Source organism: Streptomyces sp. NPDC005791, assembly GCF_042871485.1.
Taxonomy (GTDB): Bacteria; Actinomycetota; Actinomycetes; order Streptomycetales; family Streptomycetaceae; genus Streptomyces.
Genome location: NZ_JBIAIP010000009.1, coordinates 252,897 through 270,539 on the forward strand (window position 1 = coordinate 252,897; position 17,643 = coordinate 270,539).

Sequence of the window (17,643 nt, forward strand, 5' to 3'; positions counted from 1 at the left end):
GGCTTCCTGCGAGGAGCGGTGGGGAGGGAGGGGTGTCAGCGGGCCAGTTCGCAGCGGGCCGCTGCCACCAGGACGGTGTTCCACAGGGCGACGTTGTCCGTGTGGACCGCCCGGACCCGTTCCTTCTGGAAGATCTCGTTCACCATCAGGTAGAGCATGCTCTTCACGACCGGGGCGTCGTTCAGCCCGCCGCGCCTGCCGCCGTTGAAGGCCTGCCGGTACTCCTTATTGAGCCTGATCTCCCGCTCTTCCCGGTCGAGTTCGAAGAACACGTCCGACGGCAGCGACTCCCAGCGGAAGGCCACCGGGTCCTCGCCCTCAAGCTCCGGCAGTTCGTCCCTGAGCGTGCGCTTCAGGCGGGGGTCGAGCCCCTTGCCCGCCGGGATCACCGCCTTGCGCTGTGGCTCTGACGCGCGCTTGGCGGCCTCACGGTACGTCGTCTGCGCCTCCTGGACGTACTCGGCGAAGGTGTGGCCCGCCGCGTCCGTGGCCTGTTCGAGCCCCCGGGCGAAGGCAGGGGTGACCGTCACCCCGTCCTTCTTGACCGTGAGGCTGAAGACGTCGTTCGCCTCGGCCGGCAGATCGATCGCGATGCGGGCCAGCACGAGGTGCCCCTCGGCGCTGCGGGTGCTGTTCCAGCCACCGGCCTGCACCAGGCGGTTGTTGCGGTAGATGTAGAAGCCCTGCCGCTCGGCGAGCGGTCCGATCCCCCGGAAGCTGACCAGCGGGGACTTCGGCTGCCAGATGTGCGCCGTCAGTGCGACGTCGCCGACGCCCTCGACGGGAGCGGTGTACGTACGCGGGTAGCCGGCCCGGCCGGGGACGCGGTAGCCGAACGGGTCGATCGGTTCGACGCCACGGTGGTCCAGCTCCTCCTTGGTCCTGACGTCCTCGACGACGATGTCGACGTTGAAGGTCTCGTCGGCAAGGAAGCGGTGGAGGTGGAGCCCGAGGTGGGTCTCCAGCTTCTCGATCGCGTCGTTCAGGTAGCGGTCGGCCTGGCCGGCGGTGATCGTGTCGAACGCCCGGACCTTGTCCCAGCGCACGATGGTGCCGTGCCACTCGATCAGCCCGTCGTAACGGTCGACGAGGTCCTGGCAGTAGCCGGGGTCCACGATGTCGCAGGTGAAGTCGGCCTGGGCGCGGGCCGTCAGCCACCGGCGGCCGGTGGACGGGCTGCGCTTGGTGCGGCTGATCACCGTGAGCGAATCGGCGTGCGACAGGGACGCGGCCTTGAGGCCCGCGCCGAAGTGGCCGAGCGCGTTCTCCCCGTACTCCTGCCGGCCGCCGACGGTCATGGCGGTGTCGAGCGTCTCGTCGGTCATGCCCCGCCCGTCGTCGACGACCAGGAGGCTGACCAGGCGGTCCTCGTCCCGCAGGAAGCTGATGACGACGTTGCGCGCACCCGCGTCGATGGAGTTGTCGACGAGGTCGGCTATCGCCGCCTCGAATCCGTACCCCTGGTGCGTCAGCGATTCGACGTAACGGGCGGCGGGCGGCAGCCGCTTGCTGCCGGCCGTCGGGATCTCGTACTGCCAGTCCGAGGACGGCTGATAGGGCGGCATGGGCGTCCTCGCACAGACGGAACGGGGCCTGTGGGGGTGAGCGGCCCGGAGTTGATTGTTGAATGTGATGGTATTGCAAAGGTGGGACATGGGGGTGTCCCTCCCGGGGTTCGGCCGGCCGCTGTTACATGACTGCGGCATTGAGGACCGTCATGCCGGACCCCGGCGGCATAACTCATGAGCTGGTGCGCTCACATCAGCCCGCCTCCCCCCGCACCCCCGCCACCAGCGCCTCCACCCCGTCCAGCACCCGGGCCAGGCCGAACTCGAAGAGGGTGTTCAGGTCCAGCTCGAAGTCGTCCTCCGTGAAGAGCGTGGACAGCACCGGGTGGGCCGCGGTCGTCTGGAGCGCGTCCATGCGTGGCTCCATCGACGCCAGCCACTCGTCCGCCGTCATGCCGCTGTCCTGCCGTGCCTGGGACTCCAGCTCCACGGCCATCGCGATGCCCTGGGCGTATCCGAGCACCGTGAGGTGGATGTGCATCATCTGGGCCGGGGTGAGGCCGAGGCCCGTCAGGGCGCGCAGGATCCGCTCGAGGTACTGCATGGCGTTCGGGGAGGCCATGGGGCGGGTGAGGCCGGCCATGGCGCGTGCCAGCCACGGGTGTTGCTCGTACTGCCTCCACAGCCAGCGTGCCTCCCACTCCAGCAGCGGACGCCAGCCCGTCGGGCGTGGGCCGGGCGGGCCGCTGCCGAACACCGCTTCCGACATCAGCCGGACCAGTTCGCCCTTGCTCGGGACGTGGCGGTAGAGCGCCATGGTCGACGTGCCGAACTCCGTGGCGATGCGCCGCATCGAGAGGGCGGCGAGGCCCTCCTCGTCGGCCAGCGCTATCGCCGTACGGATGATGCGCTCCCGGCTGAGCTGGAGTCCGGGCGCCGTCGCGCGCTGCCGGCCGCTCTCCGCCACCACCGTGCCGATGCCGGGCACCGGGCGCACCAGCCCTTCCTGGTTCAGCGCGGCGAGCGCCTTCGTCGCGGTGGCCATCGCCACGCCCCATTCCTGGGTGATCCGCCGGGTGGAGGGGACGGGATCACCCGGGCCGAGCTCGCCCGAGGCGATACGACGGCGGATGTCTCCGGCGATGCGGAGGTAGGGCGGTTCGGTGGTCATGGCGTCACCGTACTAGTGCACCTGGGCCCGTCACACCCCCGTCAGCTGGCGGTCCCGTACGGTGCACTAGGCAGCTGTTTGCGCTGTACGTGCAGAGCCGCTTCCGTACTGCGTATGGAGAACACACCCGGCTCCCGCGCGGGCCGTAAGGAATGGACCGCACTCGGCGTCCTCATGCTGCCGCTGCTGCTCGTCTCGATGGACGTCTCCGTCCTCTACTTCGCGATCCCGTACATCAGCCAGGACCTGGAGCCCAGCGCCACCCAGCAGTTGTGGATCCTGGACATGTACGGCTTCGTGCTCGCGGGCCTGCTCATCGTCATGGGCGCCCTCGGCGACCGGATCGGGCGGCGCACGCTGGTCCTGGCGGGAGCCGCCGTCTTCGGCGCGGCCTCGGTGGCGGCCGCGTACGCGCACTCCGCCGAACTCCTCATCGCCGTACGCGCGCTGCTCGGCCTCGGCGGCGCCGCCCTGATGCCCTCGACCCTCGCCCTGATCCGCAACCTCTTCCACGACGCGAAGCAGCGGGCGAAGGCGGTGACCATCTGGACGGGCGTCATGACCACCGGTATCTCGCTGGGGCCCGTCGTCAGCGGGCTGCTGCTCGAACACTTCTGGTGGGGCTCGGTGTTCCTCATCAACCTGCCCGCCATGGTGCTGCTGATCGTGCTGGTGCCCTTCCTGGTGCCGGAGACCGCGACCTCCGCACGCGGCCGCTTCGACCTGTTCAGCGCCGCGCTCTCGCTCGGCGCCCTCCTCCCGGTCATCTACGGCATCAAGGAATGGGCCCGGCACGGTTACGAGCCGCTGCCCGCGCTCTGCATCGTCGCGGGGCTCGTGCTCGGCGTCGTCTTCGTACGCCGGCAGAGGCGCCTCACCCACCCGATGATCGACCTCGGCCTCCTCGGGCAGCGGGCGTTCGGCGGCCCGGTGCTCGCCGACCTGCTCGCGATGTTCGCCACGGTGGGCATGGCCGTCTTCTTCACCCAGTACCTGCAGTCCGTGCTCGGCCAGAGCCCTCTCACCGCCGCGCTGTGGAGCCTGGTGCCGGCCGTGGGCGTGGCCCTCATGGCACCGACCGCCGCCGCGCTCGCCCAGCGGACCGACCGCGCGTACGTCATGGGAGGCGGCTTCCTCGTCGCGGCCTGCGGATTCCTCTGGCTGTCGCAGCTGCGCACCGACTCGCCGCTGTGGTTCGTCCTCGTCGGCGCGGCGGCGTACGCCGGCGGGCTGGTCGCCGCCATGACCCTCGCCAACGAACTCGCCCTCGGCGCGGCCCCGCCGGAACGCGCCGGATCGGCGGCGGCCGTGCTGTCGTCGGGGCAGGAGCTGGGCGGGGCCCTGGGCATGGCGATCCTCGGCTCCATCGGCGCCGCGGTCTACAGCCGGGACATGGCCGACGCGCTCCCCGCCGGGCTGCCGGACGCCGACGCGGTACGCGAGACGCTGGGCGGCGCGGCAGCGGTCGCCGCCGACCTGCCGGCCGCGACGGCGGACGCCGTGCTGTCGGCCGCGCGGGACGCCTTCACCCACGGGCTGGGCATCGCGGCGATCGGGGCCGCCGTGGTCATGGCCGGTGCGGGGGTGGTGTCGATCGGCTTCCTGCGGGGCGTGGGCGGACAGGCGCGGCCCACGCCGCCGCCCTCGGACCACGACCGCCCGACGGCGTCGGCGCGCTGACGCGACGCCGTGCGGGGTCAGCCGGTGAGCCCGCCGGCGCACCGGTGCGGCACCCTCGGGCCCGCCGGGCGGAGCCGCCTCCGCTCCGGTCGCGGGCGGCAGGCCGGGGACCGATGCTGGTTGCGTACGTGTCCACGTGTGCGGGGCCCCGGGCCCCGTGAGGGGGCGAAGGAGCTGGGTTCATGGCTGACGCGCCCTTGATGGTCGTGGACGGCGCCGGGTTGGTCACCGGGTGGAGCCGGGCGGCCGAGAGGCGCTTCGGGCCCACGGCCGCCGACGCGCTGGGGCTGCGCGTGATGGACGTACTGGCGGGCGACCGCCGGCCGGGGGGCGGCGACGGCCGTGCCGCCGCCGGGCTGCGGCTGGAGCCCCTGGCGGGCGCGAGCTGGGCCGTCTGGGAGGCCCACGGGCCCCCCGGGCCCGGTGCGCGGAGCGACGTCGTCGAAGCGGCACTGCTGGACGTGCTGTTCACGCAGGCACGCGTATGCGTCCACGTACTGGATCCGGAGCTCCGCCTCCTCAGGATCAGCGACCCCTCCGCCGACCCCGGCGCCGACGAGAGCGAGCGGCTGCGCGGACGGCCGTTCCGGGAGGTGTGCGCCTTCGAGGAACCGGAGCGGGTGGAGGCCTTCGTACGGGAGGTCCTGCGCACCGGTGCACCAGGGGTCGACCGGCCGTTCCGCGCCCCTCCCGACGACGGACCCGGCGGGCGGCGCACCCTGGCCGTGACGGCGTTCCGGCTCCAGGAGGGGCACGGGGTGCGCCACGGTGACCCGGGCGAGATCCTGGGGGCCGCCGTCTCCGTGGTCGACGTCAGCGAGCAGGTCAGGCGCCGGGGCCGGGACGCGGCGCTCGCCGCGGTCCGCGACGGGGTGGGCTGGACGCTGGACGTCGACGCCACCTGCCGTGACCTCGTGGAGGCGCTGGTCCCCGGGTACGCGGACGTCGGCGTCGTCGAGGTCGTCGACGCGGTCCTGCGCGGCGAGACCCCCGAGCCCGGGCCGCTCGCCCCCGACGTGCCGCTGCGGCGCGCCGCGTTCGAGGGCGGCAACCAAGGCACGCACCCGGTCGGTGACGTACGGGAGGTGCAGCCCGGGACCCCCTTCCAGCGGGCCCTCACCGACCTGCGGGTCCGCGTCCTCCCGCTGAAGGACGCCCCCTGGGCCGACGCCGACGCCGCGCGAGCGGATTCCGTACGGAACATCGGCGCGCACACGCTGCTGGTGGCGCCGCTGACCCTGCGCGGTGCGGCCCTCGGGCTGGTGAGCCTCTACCGGTGCGGTGACTCCGAGCCGTTCACCGACGAGGACATCCCCGTGGTGTCGGCGATGGCGTCCCGCACCGCACTGGGCATCGACAACGCCCGCCGGTACGTCCACGAATACACCATCGCCAGCGCTCTCCAACGCCGGCTGCTGCCGCAGCGCCCCGCCCCCCAGCCCGCCGTCGAGACGGACCACCTGCTGCTGCCCGGCGGCGGCGCCGACACCTGGTTCGACACGATCGCCCTGTCCGGGGCCCGTACGGCCCTCGTCATCGGGGAAGTGGCCGAGGGCGGCATCCACGCGGCCACCACCATGGGGCAGTTGCGCACCGTCGTGCACGCTCTCGCCGCGCTGGACCTGGAGCCCGACGAGCTGCTCGCACGCCTCTACGACACGGCGGCACGGCTCGCGAACGAACGTGCCCAGCTGCCCAAGAGCGACCCGCTGCAGCAGGAGCCGCTGGCCGCGACCTGCGCGTACGCCGTGTACGACCCGTTCACCGAGAAGTGCACGGTGGCCTCGGCGGGCCACCCCGCCCCCCTCGTCGTCGAACCGGGCGGCGACGCCTTCGTGGTCGGCCTGGCCGTGGGGCCGCCCCTGGGGACCGCGGACCGGGCCCCCGTCGCCGAGGTCTCCGTCCCGCTCCGCGCGGGCAGCCTGCTCGTGCTCCACAGCAACGCGCTGCGGAGCCACGCCCAGCCCTCCTCGGGCGCACTGCGCCAGGCGCTCACGCCCACGGACCGGCCGATGCCGGATCTCTGCGACTCGGTCGCCCACGCCCTGCCGGACAGCGCCGACCTCCGGGGCGCCGCCCTGCTGCTGGCCCGGACCCACGCCATGCCCGAGGACCGGTACGCCGCCTGGGAACTCCCCTACGACAAGACGGCCCCGGCCACCGCGCGCCGCCTCACCTCCAAGAGGATGGCCGACTGGCACCTCGAGGGCGACACACGGGACGCCACCGAGCTGATCGTCAGCGAGCTGGTGACCAACGCCGTGCGCTACGGCCAACCGCCGGTGGAGCTGCGCCTCATCCTCGACCGGGGGCTGACCTGCGAGATCCGGGACGGCAGCACCACCGCGCCGTACATGAAGTACGCCGGAGCGGTCGACGAGGGCGGGCGGGGACTCTTCATCATCTCCCAGCTCGCCTCCCTGTGGGGTACCCGGTACGCCGCCGAGGGCAAGACCGTCTGGTCGGAGCAGGCGATTCCCGGGGACGGCGTCTGAGCGGGCCGCCGGGGCGGTGTGCCCGGGCGAGGGCCTACGCGGCCTGCGCGGGGGCCTACCCGGCCTCGGCGAGGGTGTGGGCGACCAAGGCGTTGGCGTGGCCGTGGCCCAGGCCGTGTTCGGTCTTGAGCCAGGAGACGAGCTCCATGTGCCTGGTCAGGGGCGAGGAGCGGATCAGGTCCTTCCACTCCGCGACCGGGCGGCCGTACTTCTTCTCGATCGCCGGGAAGTAGCTCGCCGGGCCTTTGACCGCGTCGGTCATGTCTTCGTGTCCCCTCCGTGAAATCCCTCGTGGCGGCACCGCGAGGTGATCGTGAGTCTCTCAGGGGTCATGACTGCCGGCAGGCGCGAAAGTGATCGCTGGGCGCAGAAGTGATCCGTGGGCGCGCAACGGTCGCCAGTTGGAACAGAACGAAGGGGTGCTCGGTGTCAACTGCCGTGCCATGATGCTGTGTTCAGTGCCCATCCCCGAACGGGTCCGGGGATGGGGTCGACGGGGCCTATGGGGGCGGGCATGACGGACGGGACGGACACGGGCGCGCGGCAACAGGGGCAGGGGAAGGTCGAGTTACGGATCAGCCTCTACGGGACACACGCCCGGCGTGACGACCTCGAAGCGTTGAACAGCTGGCTGAAGAAGGCGCCGGTCATCGAGGACGCCCTGGCACGGAACGAACTGGCCCTCACCCGCAAGGACTCGCTCACGCAGATCGAGGCGATGGGCGGGGAGCTGATCCAGGACATCATCCTCGTCGTCTCCGTCGAGTTGGCCCGCAGCGTGTCCGAGAACGCCTGGCGCTCCGTGGAGACCTGGCTGCGCAACCGGCGCCGCTTCGCAGACCCCGAGGAGACGCCCCGCGTCACCCTCGACGGGCCGTCGCAGGGGCCGGGGTCCGACCTGAGCCGTGACACCGACCGTGACCCCGCTACCGGCCCCGGCACGGATTCCGGCACCGGCCGGGCCGGGAGACCGGAGGCCGGGCCCCCGGCCGACGGGCGTGACCGAACGCACGGCGGCGACGAGCCCGGAGAGGTCTAGCGGCCGTGCCGCCGTACGACGCGCGCGGCGAGGCGAACAGGGCCAAGCGGCACAGAGCCGTGCTCATCGGGGTCGAGCACTACGCCGGCACCCGCAACGACCTGCCGGCCGTCACCACGAACCTGCGCCTCATGCGCGAGGCCCTGACCGCGGGGTCCACCGGGTTGCTCGACCCCGAGGACCTCGTCGTGGTCCCCGCGGAAGGCGGCCCGGCGGTCACCGTCGATCAGCTCCGGGTGCGTGCCGTGCTGGCCGCCGCCCGCAAGGAGGTGACCGGGCTGCTCGTCGTCTACTTCGCCGGGCACGGCATCGTGCGCCCCGACGGCAGCGATCTCAACCTGATGTTCACCGAGTCCCGGGTGATCAGGGGGCGGCGCCACGACCCCTTCGTGGACACCCTGTCCTGGCGTGACGACATCATGCCGGAGCTGCGCAACGCCCACGCCGACTGGGTCGTCGTCATTCTGGACTGCTGCTTCGCCGGCAACGCCCTCCGGTCCTTCACTCCGCACGTCGGACAGAGTTTCGCCCTGCTCACCGCGGCGGAGCCGGGCGTGGAGATCCCGCCCGGCGACCCCGCCACCGGTACGGAGTTCACGGCCGCCCTGCACCGGCTGCTGACCACCGGCGAGGGGGAGCCGGTCACCTTCACCCGGCTCGTCACCGGGATACGCCGGGCGATGGCGCCGCTCAAGGCGGTCGACGGGCACCCGTGGATCCCGGACGAGCTGCGGCACGGCGACGACGTGGTGCTCGCACGCGCGGGAGACCTGGAGCCCGCCCCCACACCTGAGCCCCCGCCCACACCTGAGCCCGCCCCCACGCCTGAGCCCGCACCCACACCTGAGCCCGCCCCCACGCCTGCGCCGACCCCCACACCTGCGCCTGAGTCCCAGCCCACGCCCCGGCCCGTGCCGCCCCCGGACCCGTCGCCCCGGCCGCCGGTGGTCCCGGCGTGGCGTGAGCGGCTGACGGCTCGGTCGCGACGCGTGCTTCCCGCCCGGGTCCGCCGTACGAGACGTACGACAGCCCTCGTCCTGGCAGGCGTCGTCGCTCTCGCAGGTGCCGGGGCCTGGTACGTGCTGGGTCCCACCTCGGGCGACGACTGCGCTTCGCCCCTTGAGCTGCGCGTGCTCACCGACCCCGATCTGCGGGCGACCGTGAAGAAGGCCGCCGACACCTACCTCGAACGGGACGGCGCCGGCTGCCGCACCGTCGGCATCACGGTGTACGACGCCAAGACGACCGACGCTGTGGCGGCCCTCAGGTCCTCCTCGCTCTGGCAGGATCCGCCCGCCTCCTGCCCGCCCTCCGGCGACTGCCTGCGGCCCCAGCGGGACGTCGGCGCACAGCCGGACATCTGGATCCCGGCGGCCGACAGTGCGTGGCAGCGGGCGACGGCCGAGGGCGCGGGCGGCGGCACCGCCTCCGCGACCGGGGCCGACGAGCCCGCCGCGGACGCGGCGAAGAGCGTGGTGGACCTCGACCGGCTGGGTCCCATCGCCTACACACCGATGGTCCTCGGGGTGCCGAACACCATGGCGCTGGCCCAGTCCCTGCAGACCGACGACCCCCTGGACGCGATCATCTCCGGGCTCAGGAAGGGCCAGGAGGTCACGATCCTGCGCCCCGACCCCGAGGGGACCGAAGGCGCCCTGCTGGCGACCGACGCGCTCTACACCGCCTCCGGCGACGGGCGCGCGGCCACGATCGAGCAGGGCATGGCACAGGTCCTGCGCCCCATGCCCTCCACCGCGCGTGACCTGATGTGCGTACTGGCCGACGGCACGCACAACACCCTGGAGGACCAGGCCGCCGTCCTCGTACCGGAGCAGACCCTGGCGCAGTTCAACCTGGCGGCGGGCGAGGACGGCAGGCCCGACTGCGCGACGGAGGCGCTGGCCCACAGGGTCGCCCACTACCCCTCCGACGTGCCGATGCTGGACCTGCCCTTCGTCCGGGTCACCTGGGCCGGGGCGGACCGGGACGCCGACGACCGCAAGGCGGCCGTCGATGCCTTCCACGACTGGCTGACCACGGACCGGGACGCGCAGAAGTGCTTCACCGACGACGGTTTCCGGGGCGTCGGCACGAGCGGCCCGGCACCGCCCGCCGCCGACTCGGTGCTGCGGTCCGAGGACAACACGACGGCCGTACGCGAACAGATCCCGGCGACCGGCCAGGAGACCGACGTGGCCGCGTCACTGAGCGACACCCTGAGCCGCTACCGGGGGGCGCTCGGACCCGGCAGGGTGCTCTACCTCCTCGACAACTCGACCTCCACGGCGGACGAACGGGTCTGGGACGGCACCGGCGGGGCCAAGGAACTGGTGGCCCGCTCGATGAGCTCCCTGGGCGGCAAGGACGAGTACGGGGTGTGGATGACGGCGGTGAAGGACAAAGAACGCGCGACGGACCTCGTGGCGTTCGGGCGGCACACCAGGGCAGATGCGCAGAAGGCCGTCGCCCGCGCGAGGACCGCTGCGTTCGACGCCCGTATCGCGGCGGGCCTGAGGGAGGCGTTCGAGACCCTGCGTCGTGAGCCCACGGACAGGGAGCAGCCGCGGCTCCTCGTCCTGGTCACCGACGGTGAGGACTTCGAGGCCGTCGAGGAGGCCGAGCGGAAGGAACTGGTCGCGCAGGCGGCACGGACGCCGCACGTGAGGATCGTGACGGTGTCGCTGCAGAACGGCGCCTGCGCGGAGGGCCGGTTCGGCCCACGGCTCGCCGACGCGAGCGGCGGGCGCTGCCTGAGTCCGGCCGACGACCTCACGGTCGAGCTCGCGGCGGAGGTCGCCAAGACCGGTACGGGGGACGCGGAATGACTCACGGACACCGTCGCGCCGGCCGTCGCCGGGCCAGGGCGGCCGTCGCCGTCGGCGGTCTGCTCGCGCTCCTCTCCGCCGCCTGTACGGGAGACCCCGGAGGAACGCCGCGGACCGGCCAGGGCCGGGAGACGGCCGAAGGGCCCATCGTCGTCGCCAGCGGGCTCGACGTCACCGGTTCCGGCAGTGTGCGGCAGCAGCTCATAGAGGAGTGGAACCGCCGGCACGCCGGGTCGGAGGACCAGCAGGCCGAACTCGTCGAGCTGCCCGGTGACGCGGACCGGCAGCGCAGCCAGCTCCTCGGCGCCCTGCAGTCCGGCAGCGCCCGCTACGACGTGGTGAACCTCGACATCACCTGGATCCCCGAATTCGCCGAGGCCGGGCTCATCAGCCCCATGCCGGTCACGGAGAGCGGCGCGCCGGCTGCCGACGAGCGCGACTTCATCCGGCAGGTCCACGCCACGACCGTCTGGGACGGCCGCTCCTACGGCCGGCCGTTCAACACCGATGTGGGGCTCCTCTACTACCGGCCCGACCTGCTGACGGAGGCCGACATCGCGGTGGACAAGCAGCCCGACGCCACCTGGACGTGGGACCAGCTCTACTCCTCCGTCAAGACCCTCGGGCTGAACCCGGTCCGCAGCGGGGACCTCTGGGGCTGGACCTCACAACTCGCCCCCTACGAGGGGCTGACCGTCAACACCGTCGAGGCGTTCGCCGACGCCGGTGTCGAACTCACCGACAGCGAGGGGACGTACAGCTCCGACCCGCAGGAGCTGAAGAAGGGGCTGGAGGCGCTCCTCGACCGCGTCGGGCAGGGGCGCGTCCAGCCCGCCGCCCACGCGTCCAAGGAGACGGAGTCGCTCACCGATTTCGCCGAGGGCCGCGCCGTCTTCCTGCGCCACTGGCCGTATGCGTACGGGGCCCTGGAGGACCTGATGAAACCGGACGACTACGCCGTGAACCGGCTGCCGGGGAAGGCTGTGCTCGGTGGGCAGAACCTCGCCGTCACCTCGGTCACCGGCGACTCGCCCCGGGCCGAGAACGCCCGGGCCCTCATCACCTTCCTGACCTCCCGCGAGAGCGAGCGCTGCCTGCTCGACGCGGGCTTCGCGGCGACCCGGACCTCCGTGTACAGCGCCTCCGCGAAGCCCTGCTGGCCCCGGGTCGCCGCCGCGCTCCGGCCGGCCGGTGACGCGCCGAAGGCGGCGGCCACGGGGGAGGGCGCGCCGGAGGGGCAGGGACCCCAGGCGCGTGCGGCGTACATCCGTACCCTCGCCGAGGCGCTGGCCGAGGCGGTGCAACGGCCGCGCACCCCGTACTACGGCGCGTTCACGCAGGTGCTGCAGACCCACGTGCACGCGCTGCTGGCCAGGCACCGGCCCGACACCGGCGAGGCCGCCGAGAAGCTCGACAAGGACCTGCGGGACGCGTTCGCCGGCGGATGAGGGCGCCCGGGAGCCGGGGACGTACGGTTCAGGCCGCCCCGTGGCAGTCGCGGTACGAGCGTGGCGAGCCGCACCAGCACGCCGCGCCGCGCGCCGGGGGCCACGGGACGGCACGGCCGCGGGCCGCCAGTGTGGTGGCGTACTGGGGGAGCAGGTCGGGGTCGGAAGGGGACGCGGCCTCCGAGGCGGCGAAGGCCTCGTAGGAGGGGACCGTGCCGGTCACGATGCCGAGATTCGGTGTGCCCGTGGCGTGCAGATCGCGCAACGCCGCTTCCAGGCGTGCCAGATGGTCCTCGTGCGTGACGTACTCCTGGGCCAGCTCCGGGTAGGCGGTGAGGAGTTCGCGCAGCTCGTCCTCGGGCCAGCGCAGCACCGCGACGGGGAACGGGCGGGACAGCGCGCTGCGGTAGGTGCCCAGTTCGGCCCGGAGACGGTTGATCTCCGCCTGGAGCTCGCCCGGGTCGGAGGAGCCGAGGGCCCACAGGCGCTTCGGGTCGTGCAGCTCGTCGAGGGGGACGGCGGCCGTGTGCAGCGCGTCGGCCAGCTCGTCCCACGCGTCATGGGTGACGCCCCTCAGCCTGCGCACCCGGTGCCGCCCGATCAGCAGCGACTGAACGGCGTACGGGACTTCCTCGCCCGGCGCGAGGAGCAGGCCCAGCGCGGCCGAGAAGAAGTCGTGGGCGGCCTCCAGCTCGTCGTGCGCTTCGAGGGTCTCCGCGGCGATCTCCCACGGTGCCGCGTCGAGCGGGCCGGCGGTGCGGATGCCGTCGATGATCGCGCGGGCTTCCGCCTCGTGTCCGTACTCCCACAGGTTGGCCGCTTTGAGTGCCTTGACCAGGTGCGGGCGCTCGATGGTGATCTCGGTGGAGCCGAGCAGTTCGTCGTAGAGGGTGCTCGCGCGGGCGCGCTCACCGGCGAGCTCCAGATGGGCCGCGGCCTGGAGGAACAGCGGTTCATGGTCCTCGGGATACTGCGCCGCGGTGCGCAGCAGGCGCTCGGCTTCGGTGATGTGGTCGGCAGGCGTGTCGGGGCGCATGGACCACACGGTACTGCGGGCCGGGGGGAAGGTGAGAGGGAGCGGACCGGAGTGCTCATGAAGGGCGGGGAACGGTGGGACGAACACTCGGCTGACGGCCTGCGGGCGGGGGCGGGGCGCTCAGCGCTCCCGCAGGAACAGCACGCCCGCCGTGGCGGCGAGCGCCGTGGCGGCCGACAGCAGCACCGCGCCGTCGGCGCCCGCCGGAGTCGTCGCCACCGCGATCGTCACGGCCACACCGGCCGAGGAGCCGAGGTAGCGGGCGGTGTTGTTGGCACCCGACCCCATGGCCGCCCGCTCCGGCGGCACCGACTCGACCGCGAGGCGGGGCAGCGCCGCGTTGATCAGGCCGCTGCCCGCACCGGCCACGATCAGCGCCGGGACCAGACGCAGCCACACTGCGGCGTCCGCGCCGCCCGGGGTGCCGGTCAGGAGCCCCAGCATCGGCAGCACCGCCACCGCGTGGAGCGTGAAGCCGGCCGCCAGCTGGTGCCTGGCCGTGACCCGGCCGGTGAGGCGCCGGGACTGGAGCGCGACGACGAACGACGTACCGGACCAGATGAGGAACAGCCAGGCCGCGTCGAGCGAGGACAGCGAGAGCGCGTGCTGGAGCAGGGTCGGCAGGTAGCTGAACAGGCCGATCACCGAGAGTCCGGTGAACAGGCCCCCCACCGCCGAGGCCAGGAAGGCGCGGCTGCGCAGCAGCGACAGGTCGATCAGCGGAGCCGCCGCCCGGCGCTCCACCGCGGCGAACACCGCGGTCAGGGCCAGGGCGGCGAGCAGCAGCAGGCCGACCGGCGCGCGCAGCCAGCCGTCCCGGCCGAGCGTCAGGGCGGTCAGCAGCGCGGTCATCGCCAGGCCGAGCACGGCGGCGCCGGCCAGATCGGGGCGGCCGGCGCGGGGTGCGCGGGACTCGGTGAGCGTACGGAAGGCGAGGAACCCGATGACGAGGGCGCCGAGGCCCAGCGCCAGATACGTCAGCCGCCAGTCGAGGGTGCCGAGGGAGCCGGCGAGCAGCGGGCCGAGTGCTATCCCGGCGCTCACGAACGCTCCCCACACCCCCATCGCCTTGATCCGCGCGTGGCCGGCGGGATAGGCGCCGACCAGCAGGCCCAGGCTGGTGGCCAGGATCGCCGCACTCGCGGCGCCCTGCCCGGCCCGGGCGAGGGTGAAACCGGCGGTGCCGGTGGCCAGCGCGCCGAGCGCGGCGGTGACGCCGAGACCGAAGGTGCCGATGAGGAAGAGCCTGCGCCGGCCGAAGTCGTCGGCGAGGCTGCCCGCGACCAGCAGCAGCACGGCGAGGCCGAGCGGGGCTCCGTTGAGCAGCCAGGCCTGGGCGGACGGCGGCGTGTGGAAGGCGGCGGTGAGCGCGGGCAGCGTCCCCATCGGCGCGGTGTAGTTCATCAGCGCGACGGTGGTGGCCGCGCTGGTGACGGCGAGCGTCGCCCCGGGCCGGAGCGGCCGGGGGAGGCGGCCCGGCGGGGGTGCGGGGACCGTGACGGTCTGTACGGGCTGCTGGGTCATGACGTCCCTCCCGGGGGCTCGGCCCGCCGGGGTGCTGGTGCGCGGGCCGTAGGTTCGATGAATGAACCTACTGAGCGCGTCACGTTAGCACGAGTAGGTTCGTTCACCGAACCCAAGGAGTAGGGTGGCGGCATGGCTCTCGGTAAGGACTACGCGGCGCAGCAGTGCTCGATCGCCCGCGCGCTCGAAGTGATCGGCGAGCGCTGGACCCTGCTCGTCGTGCGCGACGCCTTCTACGGCGTGCGCCGGTACAACGACTTCCTCGCCCACCTCGGCACCCCGCGCGCCGTCCTGGCCTCCCGGCTCCAGGCGCTCACCGAGGCGGGGGTCCTGGTCAAGCAGCGCTACCAGGAGTCGCCCCCGCGCGACGAGTACGTCCTCACCGAAAGGGGCAAGGCGCTCTGGCCCACCGTGCGCTCCCTCGGCCTCTGGGGTCGCGACCACATCGAGGGCACGACCCCCAAGCGGTTCTTCTTCCACGCCACCTGCGGCAGCGAACTCGGGGCGTACGGCCAGTGCACGGCCTGCGGAAACATCGGCGTACCGCTCGAGGACGTGGAGATGAGGCCCGGCGCCGGACTCGATCCCGACCCCGACGACCCCGTCAGCCGCGCGCTGCTCACCCCCCGCCGGCTCCTTCAGCCGCTGGACACCGATCGTGTATAACGGCTGAAGGACACGTACGAGCGCGAAGCGAAGGGGAGGGCCGATGAACGACGACATGAACCGTGCACGCCGTGCGGTCGCCCGCCTCCTCCGCCCCGCCGCCTTCCTCGTCCTGTTCCTCACCGAGGTCCTGCTCGCCGAAGGCGGCAGCCTCTCCGCCGCCGTCGCCCTCGCCGCCACCGCGGCCGCCGGCTCGGCGCTCCTCGTCTGCTCCGTCATCAGCGCCCGCTGCGCCGCCCCCGTGCCCCGCACGAGAGTGCGCACCGCGATCCGCGACCGCGAGAAGCGCACCGCGTTCCTCCCGCAACGGGACCCCGACGCCCGGGGACGCACCAGGCCCCGAGCACCCGGCGCAGCCCTCCTGACGGCCGCGTAGAGGGCGCACCCTTCCTTCACCGCCTTCCGCGCGGCCCGTCCTGCCGAGTCACCCACTCCCCGGCACGACGAGACCCCCGGAGGGCTCACCCATGTCCGCGTTCATGTTCGCTTTCGCAGGCCTGGTCGGCGCGTTCGCCGACCTGCTCCAGCCGCTCTTCCAGCACGCGTCCACCGCCGCCGCCATCGTGCTCTTCACCGCCCTCGTGCGGCTCGCCGTCCACCCCCTGTCGCGAGCGGCGGCGCGCGGTCAGAAGGCCCGCACCAAGCTCCAGCCGCAGATCGCCGAGCTGCGCAAGAAGCACGCCAAGAACCCCGACCGGATGCAGAAGGCGCTCATGGAGCTCCATGCGAAGGAGAAGGTCTCGCCCCTCTCCGGCTGCCTGCCGAGCCTGCTCCAGATGCCCGCCTTCTTCCTGCTGTACCACCTCTTCTCCAGCCAGAAGATCGGCGGCGACCCCAACGCGCTCCTCGCCCACGAACTCCTCGGCGCACCGCTCGGCGAACGCTGGCGCGACGCGCTCGCCGACGGCGGCCCCTTCGGCGAGCAAGGGCTGGTCTACCTCGCACTCTTCGTGATCGTCGCCGCCGTCGCCACCTTCAACTACGGTCGCACCAAGCGGCAGATGGCCGCGAACCCGATGACACCGGCCACCGGCCCGGACGGACAGCCGATGCCCGGCATGGGGGCGATGACGAAGATCATGCCTCTGATGTCCTTCCTGACGCTCCTCTCCGTGGCCTACGTCCCGCTCGCCGCCGCGCTGTACATCGTCACCAGCACCACCTGGACGGCGATCGAGCGCGCCCACCTCTACCGGGAGACCCCGGCCACCGAGGCCGCCGTCGCGCCCGCCGTGTAAGGGCAACGGGTCCAGTGCGTGAACAGGGTCTTGCGGAGTGATCCGATGTCTTGGAGGATCGGACGAGCCTTTCGCTGGCCGCAACCCATCGACGGGCTCGATCTCGACCAAGGGGAGATGGACCGTTGAAGCTTCTTCGCGTGGGTACGGCGGGCTCGGAACGCCCCGCACTACTGGACCGTAACGGCATCTTGCGTGACCTTTCGGGCCTCGTCGCCGACATCGACGGCGAGCTCCTCGCCGACGCCTCGACACTGGCCCGGCTGAAGCAAGCGGCCCAGACGCCCGACGTCCTGCCCCCGCTCGACGCGGACGGACTGCGGGTCGGGCCGCCCCTCGGACGGATCGGCAAGATCGTGTGCATCGGGCTGAACTACCACGACCACGCCGCCGAGACCGGGGCGGCGATCCCGGGCGAGCCGATCCTGTTCTTCAAGGCACCCGACACCGTCGTCGGTCCCGAGGACACGGTCCTGGTGCCGCGCGGCAGCCGGAAGACCGACTGGGAGGTCGAGCTCGCCGTCGTCATCGGCCGGACCGCCCGCTACCTCGACTCCGCCGAGGAGGCGCTCGGTCACGTCGCCGGATACGCGACCTCGCACGACGTCTCCGAGCGCGAGTTCCAGATCGAGCGCGGCGGCACCTGGGACAAGGGCAAGAACTGCGAGACCTTCAACCCGCTGGGCCCCTGGCTCGTCACCGCCGACGAGGTGCCCGACCCGCAGGCGCTGCCGCTGAAACTGTGGGTCAACGGGGAACTGAAGCAGGACGGCACGACGGCCGAGCAGATCTTCCCGGTCGGCGAGGTCGTGCGCTACCTGAGCCACTTCATGACGCTCTACCCGGGCGACGTCATCAACACCGGCACCCCGGCGGGCGTCGCCATGGGCCGGCCGGAGCCGAAGCCCTACCTCCGCGCGGGAGACGTGGTGGAGCTCGAGATCGAGGGGCTGGGACGCCAGCGCCAGGAGCTCAAGGACGCCTGACGCAGCCACGCGGCCGCCGGGACCCCC

14 protein-coding genes are annotated in these 17,643 nt (G+C 72.7%); 9 read left to right on the top strand and 5 right to left on the bottom strand.

Features of this window, described 5'->3' with window-relative positions; all coding sequences use genetic code 11:
* Positions 1–35: 35 nt before the first annotated feature.
* Both ACFYSH_RS19670 and ACFYSH_RS19675 read right to left on the bottom strand, forming a co-directional pair.
* A complete protein-coding gene (locus ACFYSH_RS19670; RefSeq protein ID WP_359464510.1) occupies positions 36–1,565 on the bottom strand; it encodes an ATP-binding protein in 1,530 nt (509 codons plus the stop codon).
* A 196-nt stretch (positions 1,566–1,761) separates the two neighbouring features.
* Complete coding sequence (locus ACFYSH_RS19675; RefSeq protein ID WP_359464506.1) at positions 1,762–2,679, bottom strand: TetR/AcrR family transcriptional regulator C-terminal domain-containing protein; 918 nt, start codon at positions 2,677–2,679, stop codon at positions 1,762–1,764.
* 114 nt (positions 2,680–2,793) lie between these two features.
* Between ACFYSH_RS19675 and ACFYSH_RS19680 the strand changes: the two genes are divergently transcribed.
* Complete coding sequence (locus ACFYSH_RS19680) at positions 2,794–4,359, top strand: MFS transporter (RefSeq protein ID WP_359464503.1); 1,566 nt, start codon at positions 2,794–2,796, stop codon at positions 4,357–4,359.
* A gap of 182 nt (positions 4,360–4,541) precedes the next feature.
* Positions 4,542–6,854 (top strand): SpoIIE family protein phosphatase, encoded by a 2,313-nt coding sequence (locus ACFYSH_RS19685; protein WP_388754032.1) that lies wholly within the window; start codon positions 4,542–4,544, stop codon positions 6,852–6,854.
* Positions 6,855–6,909: 55 nt separating this feature from the next.
* Here ACFYSH_RS19685 and ACFYSH_RS19690 read toward each other — a convergent pair whose 3' ends face one another.
* On the bottom strand, positions 6,910–7,116 hold the full coding sequence (locus tag ACFYSH_RS19690; protein WP_359464498.1) for a DUF4287 domain-containing protein: 207 nt from the start codon (positions 7,114–7,116) through the stop codon (positions 6,910–6,912).
* A gap of 252 nt (positions 7,117–7,368) precedes the next feature.
* Between ACFYSH_RS19690 and ACFYSH_RS19695 the strand changes: the two genes are divergently transcribed.
* Genes ACFYSH_RS19695 through ACFYSH_RS19705 form a run of 3 tightly spaced genes read left to right on the top strand, consistent with a single transcriptional unit; the run spans position 7,369 to position 12,166 of the window.
* Positions 7,369–7,893 (top strand): hypothetical protein, encoded by a 525-nt coding sequence (locus tag ACFYSH_RS19695; protein ID WP_388754035.1) that lies wholly within the window; start codon positions 7,369–7,371, stop codon positions 7,891–7,893.
* A gap of 5 nt (positions 7,894–7,898) precedes the next feature.
* A complete protein-coding gene (locus ACFYSH_RS19700) occupies positions 7,899–10,718 on the top strand; it encodes a substrate-binding domain-containing protein (protein ID WP_388754038.1) in 2,820 nt (939 codons plus the stop codon).
* On the top strand, positions 10,715–12,166 hold the full coding sequence (locus ACFYSH_RS19705) for an extracellular solute-binding protein (protein WP_388754041.1): 1,452 nt from the start codon (positions 10,715–10,717) through the stop codon (positions 12,164–12,166). The genes ACFYSH_RS19700 and ACFYSH_RS19705 overlap by 4 nt, the downstream gene beginning before the upstream one ends.
* Before the next feature lie 28 nt (positions 12,167–12,194).
* On the opposite strand, the gene ACFYSH_RS19710 is transcribed toward ACFYSH_RS19705, so the two are convergent.
* Both ACFYSH_RS19710 and ACFYSH_RS19715 read right to left on the bottom strand, forming a co-directional pair.
* A complete protein-coding gene (locus ACFYSH_RS19710; RefSeq protein WP_388754044.1) occupies positions 12,195–13,202 on the bottom strand; it encodes an SEC-C domain-containing protein in 1,008 nt (335 codons plus the stop codon).
* 120 nt (positions 13,203–13,322) lie between these two features.
* Positions 13,323–14,726, bottom strand: coding sequence for an MFS transporter (locus ACFYSH_RS19715; protein ID WP_388754047.1), 1,404 nt, complete (start codon positions 14,724–14,726; stop codon positions 13,323–13,325).
* A 132-nt stretch (positions 14,727–14,858) separates the two neighbouring features.
* Here ACFYSH_RS19715 and ACFYSH_RS19720 point away from each other — a divergent pair, with 132 nt between their 5' ends.
* From ACFYSH_RS19720 to ACFYSH_RS19735, 4 genes are all read left to right on the top strand, one after another.
* Complete coding sequence (locus tag ACFYSH_RS19720) at positions 14,859–15,392, top strand: helix-turn-helix domain-containing protein (protein WP_359464480.1); 534 nt, start codon at positions 14,859–14,861, stop codon at positions 15,390–15,392.
* Positions 15,393–15,435: 43 nt separating this feature from the next.
* On the top strand, positions 15,436–15,768 hold the full coding sequence (locus ACFYSH_RS19725; RefSeq protein WP_388754050.1) for a DUF6412 domain-containing protein: 333 nt from the start codon (positions 15,436–15,438) through the stop codon (positions 15,766–15,768).
* Positions 15,769–15,859: 91 nt separating this feature from the next.
* A complete protein-coding gene (locus tag ACFYSH_RS19730) occupies positions 15,860–16,630 on the top strand; it encodes a YidC/Oxa1 family membrane protein insertase (protein ID WP_388754053.1) in 771 nt (256 codons plus the stop codon).
* Positions 16,631–16,755: 125 nt separating this feature from the next.
* Positions 16,756–17,616, top strand: a complete 861-nt coding sequence (locus ACFYSH_RS19735) for a fumarylacetoacetate hydrolase family protein (RefSeq protein ID WP_359464472.1) — start codon at positions 16,756–16,758, stop codon at positions 17,614–17,616.
* Positions 17,617–17,643: the final 27 nt, after the last annotated feature.

What these genes read in the sequence shown, in the direction of transcription:
- ACFYSH_RS19670 (WP_359464510.1), bottom strand. Translation starts at nt 1,565, where the DNA reads ATGCCGCCCTATCAGCCGTCCTCGGACTGGCAGTACGAGATCCCGACG.
- ACFYSH_RS19675 (WP_359464506.1), bottom strand. Translation starts at nt 2,679, where the DNA reads ATGACCACCGAACCGCCCTACCTCCGCATCGCCGGAGACATCCGCCGT.
- ACFYSH_RS19680 (WP_359464503.1), top strand. Translation starts at nt 2,794, where the DNA reads ATGGAGAACACACCCGGCTCCCGCGCGGGCCGTAAGGAATGGACCGCA.
- ACFYSH_RS19685 (WP_388754032.1), top strand. Translation starts at nt 4,542, where the DNA reads ATGGCTGACGCGCCCTTGATGGTCGTGGACGGCGCCGGGTTGGTCACC.
- ACFYSH_RS19690 (WP_359464498.1), bottom strand. Translation starts at nt 7,116, where the DNA reads ATGACCGACGCGGTCAAAGGCCCGGCGAGCTACTTCCCGGCGATCGAG.
- ACFYSH_RS19695 (WP_388754035.1), top strand. Translation starts at nt 7,369, where the DNA reads ATGACGGACGGGACGGACACGGGCGCGCGGCAACAGGGGCAGGGGAAG.
- ACFYSH_RS19705 (WP_388754041.1), top strand. Translation starts at nt 10,715, where the DNA reads ATGACTCACGGACACCGTCGCGCCGGCCGTCGCCGGGCCAGGGCGGCC.
- ACFYSH_RS19710 (WP_388754044.1), bottom strand. Translation starts at nt 13,202, where the DNA reads ATGCGCCCCGACACGCCTGCCGACCACATCACCGAAGCCGAGCGCCTG.
- ACFYSH_RS19715 (WP_388754047.1), bottom strand. Translation starts at nt 14,726, where the DNA reads ATGACCCAGCAGCCCGTACAGACCGTCACGGTCCCCGCACCCCCGCCG.
- ACFYSH_RS19720 (WP_359464480.1), top strand. Translation starts at nt 14,859, where the DNA reads ATGGCTCTCGGTAAGGACTACGCGGCGCAGCAGTGCTCGATCGCCCGC.
- ACFYSH_RS19725 (WP_388754050.1), top strand. Translation starts at nt 15,436, where the DNA reads ATGAACGACGACATGAACCGTGCACGCCGTGCGGTCGCCCGCCTCCTC.
- ACFYSH_RS19730 (WP_388754053.1), top strand. Translation starts at nt 15,860, where the DNA reads ATGTCCGCGTTCATGTTCGCTTTCGCAGGCCTGGTCGGCGCGTTCGCC.